Source organism: Pseudomonas sp. K5002, from assembly GCF_013386655.1.
Classification (GTDB): domain Bacteria; phylum Pseudomonadota; class Gammaproteobacteria; order Pseudomonadales; family Pseudomonadaceae; genus Aquipseudomonas.
Genome location: NZ_JACARK010000465.1, coordinates 1 through 8,564, shown reverse-complemented (window position 1 = coordinate 8,564; position 8,564 = coordinate 1). Strand labels below are relative to the sequence as shown.

Here is an 8,564-nt window from a genome sequence, read left to right as displayed (position 1 = left end):
GCCAGGCACTGGAAGGCGGCTACCTCAAGGGCTTGCGCAACGAGTTGGACACCTACAAGCAATACCCCACCGGGCGCCAGGCGTCCCTTGAACGCCCGAGTGGCGAGGTGGTGGTCTGGTTAATGGTGGACCGCCAAGGCCGCGTCCTCGACTCCGGGATCCAGACCCCGGCGCCGAGCATGCTGCTCAACCGGGCCGCCACCAACAGCCTGCGCCGTATCAAGCAGGTGAAACCGTTCCCCGAACAAGCCTTCGGTGGACGTAACGAGCAGCGCTTCACCGCCACCTTCAACTACAGCGTGCAATAAGCACACACCACCAGGACGACAGTGATGAAGTTCACCCGGATTCATCTGGCACTCGTTGCCGCGACGAGCATGACCCATGGAGTGGTCATGGCAGATACCAGCGACAGTGACGTCGGGACTATTGGGGTACAGGGCAAGGCAACCGCTGGGGGCGGTTACATGGTCCAGGAAGAGAGCGCCAAGGGCCGCTCGACCATCACCAAGGAAGCGTTGGACAAACAGACGGCCACCGGCAACGCCATCGACAAGCTCAAGTACACCCCGGGCCTGAACATCTCCAGTGAAGACAACACCGGCCTCTCGGGTTTCCGCTTCACCATGCGCGGCATGAACTCCGACCAGGTCGGTATGTCGGTGGACGGCATGCCGATCAACGACTCCGGCAACTACGCGTTGTACTCCAACCTGTTGGGCGACCCGGAAAACATCGACCAGATTTTCGTCACCCAGGGCTCGTCGGAAGCCGACGGCCCGCACATCGGTTCCAGCGGCGGCAACATCGGCATCGTGACCATTCGCCCCACCAAGGAAACCGGTGCCTTCGTCAAGCAAGTGGTCGGCAGCAACGCCACCCGCAAGACCTTCGCCCGCCTCAATACCGGTGAAGTCAACGGCCTGAGCAACTGGCTGTCGGCTTCTCACACCGAAGGCCAGATGTGGCGCGGCTCGGGTGCCGTACGTGCGGACAAGGTGGAGTGGAACAGCTTCTTCGACGCCGGCAACGGCAACACCGCCAACCTGATCCTCAAGTACCACGAGCAGGACAACAACAGTTACAGCCAGTTGACCAAGGCACAGTTCCAGCAGTACGGCCGCAAGTACGACCCGTACCCGGCGACACCGGCGGTGGGCGCCAACGGCAAGGTCAGCAGCTACTACGACCTGGCGCAGAACCCGTTCCAGACCTTTACCGCCGTGCTCAACACCCAGTACAAGCTGAGCGACAACCTGTCCCTCTCGGTGATCCCGTATTACTACTACGGCAACGGCAGCGGCGTGGGCTCCTCGGCCTATGCGCTGAACAGTGGCTCGAACAAGGGCGGCGTTTTCGACCTCGGCAACCTGCCGACACAGGCTCAATACAACGCCGACGGTTCCGCGACCACCGGCGTCTACTACCGCCCTTCGCGCACCCAGACCTGGCGCCCGGGCATCACCACCAAGCTGAACTGGGACCTGGGCGACCACAGCCTGCAATTCGGCTACTGGTATGAACGCGCCCGCCAAAGCCAGACCCAACCGTTCATTGCCCTCAAGAACAACGGCAAGCCAAGCGATACCTGGCCCGACGGCAACTCCGTGGTCGACGCCAACGGCAACACCGTACAGGGTCGCGACCGCTACACCGTGACGCCGGCGCAAAAGGTCTGGACCCAGGACACCTGGTACATCAACTCGGACTGGACGTTGATCGCGGGCATTGCCTACATGAACGTCGAGCGTGACGGCACCAACCACGGCAGCCTCACCGAGCAACCCGGCAAGGCCAGCCAGACCTACAACAAACTGCTGCCCAACGCCGGCCTGAAATACCAGCTCGACGAGCGTGACCAGTTGTTCTACAGCCTGTCGCGCAACATGCGTATTCCACAGAACTACGTGCTGTACGACAAAGGCGTCGGCTCCCTCGACTCCAAGCCGGAACTCAGCTGGAACCAGGAACTGGGCTGGCGCTACACCGGCGAAGACAGCACCCTCGCCGCGACCCTGTTCTACATGCAGTTCAAGAATCGCCAGCTCACCTCCCTGGACAGCAACGGTGATTCCGCCGACATCAACGCCGGCACCGTCATCAACAAAGGCCTGGAACTGGAGTGGAGCGGCAAGCTGCCGCACAACTTCAACTACTACACCTCCTACACCTACACCAGCTCCAAGCAGCAGGACGACCTGACCGTCTACAGCGCCGGCAAGCCGATCGTGCTGCCCACCAGCGGCAAGCAGTTCGCCAACGTGCCGACCAACATGCTGGCGGCCAACATCGGCTATGACGACGGGCGCTTCTACGGCACCTTCGGCGGCAAGTTCACCAGCAAGCTCTATGGCGACCTGACCAACGACGAAGCCATCTCCGCCCGCACCATCTTCAACCTCGGCGCCGGTATCTACCTGCCGGTGGACAAGAAAGTCGTCAAGGACGCAACCCTGCGCCTGAACGTCGACAACCTGTTCGACAAGAAGTACCTGGACGGCGTGTACACCACCAAGACCAACTCGGCGAGCTACAGCGGTTTCCGCGATGGCGACCCGGCCTACATCGTTGGGCTTGACCGCACCGTCACCGTTTCCCTGGAAGCCAATTTCTAACTGCGAGGCTCAGCATCATGGACATGAACCTGCTTCACCAAATCACCTTTTATGTGATGTACGCCGCACTGGCGATTGCAATCTTCATCACCATCGAACGTGGCATTTACTTCGCCTACGTGCGCCGCCAGGCCCGTGCATTGACCGAAGTGCTGGGCGCCAATGTGCACAGCGAACGCGACCTGCCGGAAAACCTGACTCGCCGTGACAGCCTGCCGCTGAGCATGGTGCTGCCGATCCTGGCGCAGAAGGCGTCCCATGGTTCGCGCAAGGACCTGGACGACGAGATCGAAACCCAGTACCTCAAGACCCGCGCGCCGCTGTCGCGCAGCCTGTGGATCATCGAAACCATCACCACCGCCGCGCCGCTGCTCGGCCTGCTGGGGACCATCCTCGGCATCATCGACACCTTCAAGGCGCTGGCCAGTGCCGGTGTGTCCGACCCGGGCCAGATTTCCGGTGGTATCGGTACGGCCCTGTTCGCCACGGGTTTGGGTATCGCCATCGCGCTGTTCTGCGTGGTGTTCCACAACTTCTTCCAGGACAGCCTGGAGCGTATCAACGACCAGCTGAAAATCCTGCTGATCCGCGCGGCAACCGGTGCCCGCGTGCAGGGTGAAGTGCCGCACCTGGTACCGACCCCGCTGCACACCCGCACTGCGTGACCTTCCCGGGGCGGGCGCATCATGCGCCCGCCCTTTTTTTTGCCCGATGAGACGCCTATGTCCATATCGCTGAAATTACGTATCGCCGGCCTTGCAGGCCTGCTCCTCAGTCCGCTTGCCCAGGCGGACTTTTCAATTCCGGGATTTGAGTTGGTACACACCGTGCCAGTGGACACCCAACTTGGCACCGCCGATCTGCGCCAGCCCGGCCCCGTGTGGATCCAGCTGTTCGACGGCGCGAAAAGCCGCATCGACATCGGCCAGTTCTACGCGGCCGACCATCCTGGCTCGGTGATGGACAAGGTGATTGAACACCTGGAAGCCGCCGGCAAACGCGGGGTGAAAATTCGCTTCCTGCTGGAAGAAAAAGGCGTGCGGCTGTCGGAAGCCTCGACCCTGGAGCGCCTGAAAGCCATTCCCAACCTGACCTTCCGCATCGTGCCCTATGGCAAGCTGAGTGGCGGGATCATCCACGCCAAGTATATGGTTGTGGATGGCAAGCAGGCGTTTATCGGCAGCCAGAACTTCGACTGGCGTTCGCTGGAGCATATCCACGAAACCGGGCTGTTGATCAGTGATGCAAATGTCGTCGCCCAGACCCAGGCCATTTTTGAACAGGACTGGCAGGCTCAGGCTGCGTTGGCCGGCAACCAGCCTGTTGCCCTGCCCGCCACAGGCGCCACACCGGCACGCACCGGCAACTACCTGGTAGCCAGCCCCCAGCGCTACAACCCGCCGGGTGTGGGTGATTCGCAGCTGGAACTGCCACGTCTGCTGGGCGAGGCGAAAAAGGAAGTGCGCGTACAACTGCTGGACTACGCGCCGCTGTCCTATGGACCTGACAGAACCCGGCCTTACTACGCGATGATCGACAATGCAGTGCGTGCAGCGGCAGCGCGCGGGGTCTCGATCAAGTTGATGGTATCCAACTGGAACACCGAAGCGCTGGAATTGCCGTACCTGAAAAGCCTGGCGGTGCTGCCGAATGTCGAGGTCAAGATCGTCACGCTGCCCGAGGCCAGGCAAGGATTCATTCCTTATGCGCGGGTGATCCACAGCAAGACCATGGAAATCGACGGGCAAGTGGCGTGGGTGGGCACCAGTAACTGGCTGGGGGGTTATTTCGATAACTCGCGCAACCTGGAAGTGGTGATGCGCAGTGAGGCGATGGCCAAGCGCGTGGGAGATTTACACGAGCAACTGTGGGACGGGCCGTATGCCAAGGCACTGGAAGTGACGAGTGAGTACCCGCAGCCGCATCCGGGCAAACCTTAAGCTGTTGCCCGCAAATGGCATGGCTTTGCGGGCAATATCACATTGCCAGATATCCAGGTTGCACTTTTTCGCCTTTGCGCTGACCAACCCTGCATAACTCATGGAGGGAGAGCAGGGATGAACAACACACGCAATGGACTGTACGGTGCCGCGCTGGTTTGGGCGGCCATCGGGCTTGGCGGCTGCGCCAATTCGATGACCACCACCGGTGAGCCCGGGGTGAAGATGGGCGAGAGCTATGAGCAGGTGCTCGCCGTGGTCAGCCGCAACAATACGGTGACCAGGGAGATCGACGGGGAAGCATTCCGGGCTGAAGGTTACTCGGAGACGTTTAAGGATTGTCGCAACAAATATTTTATCTTCCAGGGTGCTAATGGCTTGCAGATGGTCAAGCTTGAGCCCGCGCCGCATCTGTCGGTCAGCCAGAACTGCCGCCAGCCATGAGCACTTTACGTGTCATTCCCGCCCTGTTCCTGTTGCTCCTCAGCGGCTGTGGCCAGGTATATAACGTCCGCTCCCTCAACACCGCCTATACAGCGCCACCGTCTGCCGAGACGGCGCGCTTGCGCATTATCAGCGACGGCATGGTGCGCGCAGTGCCCGGGCGCGATTGTCTGGACTGGAATGTTCCCGGAGCAGGCGTGATGGTGTCCGCCAAATCCGGCTTCGCCGACCGCAATGGCGCAAGCCTGGGGATGCCGGGGCCGATTTACACCTGGGACGGTGCGGTGTCGTCCGAACAGGTGATTCCGGCGAACACGCCCATTGCCTTTCATTACCTTGGGTTGCCGCAATATGGCCGGCAATGTTTCAACACCATGACCTTTATCCCCAAGCCCGGCATGGACTACATGGTGCGAGCATCAATGTCCGGGAGTTGCTCATTCGAGCTTGCTGAGCTGCCGAAAGGTGCCGAACGATGGAGTCCGATTGAACCGACGCCATCGGGAAGGCTATCGATGTGCCATGCGATGGATAATTTCTAGCGGTACAAACGCAACGTGGGCCGAGGCATTGCACTCCGGCTCACAAAAAACCCACAAACAAAAACGCCGATCATTGCTGATCGGCGTTTTCGTTAAATATGGAGCGGGAAACGAGACTCGAACTCGCGACCCCGACCTTGGCAAGGTCGTGCTCTACCAACTGAGCTATTCCCGCAAATGGCGTCCCCTAGGGGACTCGAACCCCTGTTACCGCCGTGAAAGGGCGGTGTCCTAGGCCACTAGACGAAGGGGACACGCTACTGAAACACATGGTGTGTATTTCAGTGCCCAGAGATTAAATCCGAAGATTACGCCCTGGTTTCACTCAGTGCCGCCCGAGGGCAACACTGCTTAAATTTGGAGCGGGAAACGAGACTCGAACTCGCGACCCCGACCTTGGCAAGGTCGTGCTCTACCAACTGAGCTATTCCCGCATATGGCGTCCCCTAGGGGACTCGAACCCCTGTTACCGCCGTGAAAGGGCGGTGTCCTAGGCCACTAGACGAAGGGGACACACGTACAACATTCACTCCCTACCGCGTTTCGCTGTGTGCTTTACGCTGTAAGTGGCGCGCATTCTATGGATGGATTGGGAGGTCGTCAACCCCCAAGGATAAATTTATTTAAATCAATGACTTCGCCGTGGTTTACGGGGGTTGCAAGGGTTTCTCGCCGTCCAGGCTTTGGCGCCTATATTCTGGCGTTCCACAAGGCGCTATAGTTCGCCACAGCAAATGATGGCAATGTGCATCTACGCAGGGACTGCCCCGCTATATAGAAGAAACTACTGACGCAACTGGTCGCTCAGTCCTATCCGGTCATTGCACCAGTCACTACACTTCAATGCAAACCCCATAAAGAGGTCACACCGGTGACACCACTCATGATCACCCTGCTGGTAATAGCCGGGATCGTAATACTGATCGCCATTGGCTACATGAACCACGTGGTGGAAAACAATAAGCTGGAAAAGAACCGGACCCGGATCGAACTCAATGACCGGCTGCGCCGCTGCGGCGAAATCACCGAGACCTTCCCTGGCCAGTTGATGACGCCGCGACTCAAGTTGCTGCTGACCCGCCTGGAGCTCAACGTCAATCAGCGCCTGCTGAACCTCGACAAGTCCAATGCGTCGCTCAAGGCACGCATCACTGAACTCAACGCACTGGTGGCCCAGGGCGAATCGATTCCGGTGAACAACCCGCCAGGCCCGATCCAGACCGAAGCCAAGGCCAAGGATGTACGTTTCCTGCTCGAAGCACTGCATGGCCAGGTGACCCGAGCGGCCCAGGACGGTTTCCTGCCGACCAATGAAGCCAAGCACTGGATCAAGGAAATCCGCCATATCCTGGTGCTGCTGCACATCGAGTTCTTCAACAACCTGGGCCAGCACGCACTGCAACAAGGCCAGCCGGGCCAGGCTCGCCTGGCGTTCGAACGCGGCGTGCAGTACCTGCGCAAGCAACCGGAGCCGGTGGTGTACAGCCAGCAGCTGCAATTGCTCGAGAAACAGCTGGCGCGCGCCAACTCCATGGTGCTGTCCAACCTTGAACCGGCTGAAGACGAGGTCAACGAATTGACCGAAGGCTTGAAAGTGGTGGATGCGGACGCCGACTGGAAGAAGAAAGCCATCTACGACTGATCCCCTGCCATTGTGGTGGGCGGCAAACCCGCTCGCCACATGCCATCACTCTGCACCTATCCCCTTCCCCTCGAATAGCGTAAAAAAGGCCCCTCACTCCGTTAACGAAAAGGGCTTCGCCATGCCTGTCGTGCTCATCGATGGACAACCGCTGCACTACCTCGACCAGGGCACCGGCCCGGCCGTTCTCCTCGGTTCCAGCTACCTGTGGGACAGTCAGATGTGGGCGCCGCAGATCGAAGCCCTGTCGCAACAGTACCGGGTGATCGTCCCCGAGCTTTGGGGCCACGGCGAGTCCGGCGCACTGCCTGCAAACACTGCATCCCTGGACGACCTCGCACGCCAGCACCTGGCGCTGCTGGATCACCTGGACATTGCCCAGGTCAACCTCGTGGGCTTGTCGGTCGGCGGCATGTGGGGCGCACGCCTGGCGCTGCTGGCTCCCGAGCGGGTCAACAGCCTGGTGCTGATGGACACGCACCTGGGCGCCGAGCCGGAAGCCACTCGCCAATACTACTTTTCGCTGTTCAAGATGATCGAAGATGCCGGCGCCATTCCGGAACCGCTGCTGGATGTGGTGGCGCCGATCTTCTTCCGTCCCGGTATCGACCGGGAGTCGGCCTTGTACCAGGATTTCCGCAACGCACTGCAGGCCTTCCCCAAGGAGCGCCTGGTGCACAGCATCGTGCCCCTGGGCCGGATTATCTTCAGCCGCGCGGATGTGCTGGAACAACTGGCGCGCCTCGACACCGACACCACCCTGGTGATGTGTGGCGAGCAGGACAAGCCACGCCCACCGGCCGAATCAGAGGAAATGGCGACCTTGATCGGCTGCGCGCTGACGTTGATTCCGCACGCCGGGCATATCTCCAGCCGGGAAAACCCCGATTTCGTCAACGAAGCGCTGCTGACCTTCCTGGCCAACAACGCCTGACCGCCCTGCCCTTTGATCACCGCAGGCCTACGGTGATCAAAGGCGGAAGTGCCCGACCATCCCCTTAAGCTCCGTACCCAACTGCGCCAGCTCGATGCTCGACGCTGCATTGCCCTGCATGCTCAACGCCGATTGATCGGCACTCGCACGGATGCTGGTGACGCTGCGGTTGATTTCCTCGGCCACCGAGCTTTGCTCTTCGGCCGCTGCGGCAATCTGCTGGTTCATCTGCTGGATCAACGACACCGCCGCCGCGATGCTGCCCAGGGCGCTTTCGGTTTCCAGGGCATCACTGACCGCCAGCTTGACCAGTTCGCCGCTCTGCCTGATCTGCTGCACCGAAGCCTGCGCAGCGCTGCGCAAGGTACTCACCAACCGTTCGATTTCCTCGGTCGATTGCTGGGTGCGCTTGGCCAGCGCCCGCACCTCGTCGGCCACCACGGCAAA

At 60.4% G+C, this 8,564-nt stretch carries 9 protein-coding genes and 4 tRNA genes; 8 read left to right on the top strand and 5 right to left on the bottom strand.

Going from position 1 to position 8,564, the window contains the following annotated elements; translation table 11 throughout:
• The 6 genes from HX846_RS20590 to HX846_RS20565 form a co-directional block, all read left to right on the top strand.
• The coding region (locus HX846_RS20590) for an energy transducer TonB (protein WP_178965996.1) at positions 1 to 308 on the top strand (308 nt) is incomplete at its 5' end.
• 24 nt (positions 309 to 332) lie between these two features.
• Entirely contained in the window at positions 333 to 2,615 is a 2,283-nt protein-coding gene (locus HX846_RS20585) for a TonB-dependent receptor (protein ID WP_008431274.1), read from the top strand.
• A gap of 17 nt (positions 2,616 to 2,632) precedes the next feature.
• Complete coding sequence (locus tag HX846_RS20580; RefSeq protein ID WP_003217203.1) at positions 2,633 to 3,280, top strand: MotA/TolQ/ExbB proton channel family protein; 648 nt, start codon at positions 2,633 to 2,635, stop codon at positions 3,278 to 3,280.
• Between the two features lie 57 nt (positions 3,281 to 3,337).
• Positions 3,338 to 4,555 (top strand): phospholipase D-like domain-containing protein, encoded by a 1,218-nt coding sequence (locus HX846_RS20575; protein WP_178965995.1) that lies wholly within the window; start codon positions 3,338 to 3,340, stop codon positions 4,553 to 4,555.
• Between the two features lie 117 nt (positions 4,556 to 4,672).
• Positions 4,673 to 4,999 (top strand): hypothetical protein, encoded by a 327-nt coding sequence (locus HX846_RS20570; protein ID WP_102369638.1) that lies wholly within the window; start codon positions 4,673 to 4,675, stop codon positions 4,997 to 4,999.
• Complete coding sequence (locus HX846_RS20565; RefSeq protein WP_102606451.1) at positions 4,996 to 5,541, top strand: hypothetical protein; 546 nt, start codon at positions 4,996 to 4,998, stop codon at positions 5,539 to 5,541. Before HX846_RS20570 ends, HX846_RS20565 begins: the two co-directional genes overlap by 4 nt.
• Before the next feature lie 99 nt (positions 5,542 to 5,640).
• On the opposite strand, the gene HX846_RS20560 is transcribed toward HX846_RS20565, so the two are convergent.
• The 4 genes from HX846_RS20560 to HX846_RS20545 all read right to left on the bottom strand — a co-directional run bounded on the left by HX846_RS20560 (position 5,641) and on the right by HX846_RS20545 (position 6,054).
• Positions 5,641 to 5,716, bottom strand: a tRNA-Gly gene (locus HX846_RS20560).
• 3 nt (positions 5,717 to 5,719) lie between these two features.
• Positions 5,720 to 5,795 (bottom strand) — tRNA-Glu (locus HX846_RS20555).
• Positions 5,796 to 5,899: 104 nt separating this feature from the next.
• Positions 5,900 to 5,975 (bottom strand) — tRNA-Gly (locus tag HX846_RS20550).
• Between the two features lie 3 nt (positions 5,976 to 5,978).
• Positions 5,979 to 6,054: transfer RNA gene (locus HX846_RS20545), tRNA-Glu, on the bottom strand.
• Between the two features lie 358 nt (positions 6,055 to 6,412).
• Here HX846_RS20545 and HX846_RS20540 point away from each other — a divergent pair.
• Positions 6,413 to 7,183 carry a hypothetical protein gene (locus tag HX846_RS20540; RefSeq protein WP_008431268.1) on the top strand — a complete coding sequence of 257 codons (771 nt, stop codon included), beginning with the start codon at positions 6,413 to 6,415 and terminating at the stop codon, positions 7,181 to 7,183.
• A gap of 121 nt (positions 7,184 to 7,304) precedes the next feature.
• Entirely contained in the window at positions 7,305 to 8,117 is an 813-nt protein-coding gene (locus HX846_RS20535; protein ID WP_178965994.1) for an alpha/beta fold hydrolase, read from the top strand.
• Between the two features lie 36 nt (positions 8,118 to 8,153).
• On the opposite strand, the gene HX846_RS20530 is transcribed toward HX846_RS20535, so the two are convergent.
• Positions 8,154 to 8,564 (bottom strand): methyl-accepting chemotaxis protein (locus tag HX846_RS20530; RefSeq protein ID WP_256739845.1); only part of this gene is annotated, 411 nt, incomplete at its 5' end.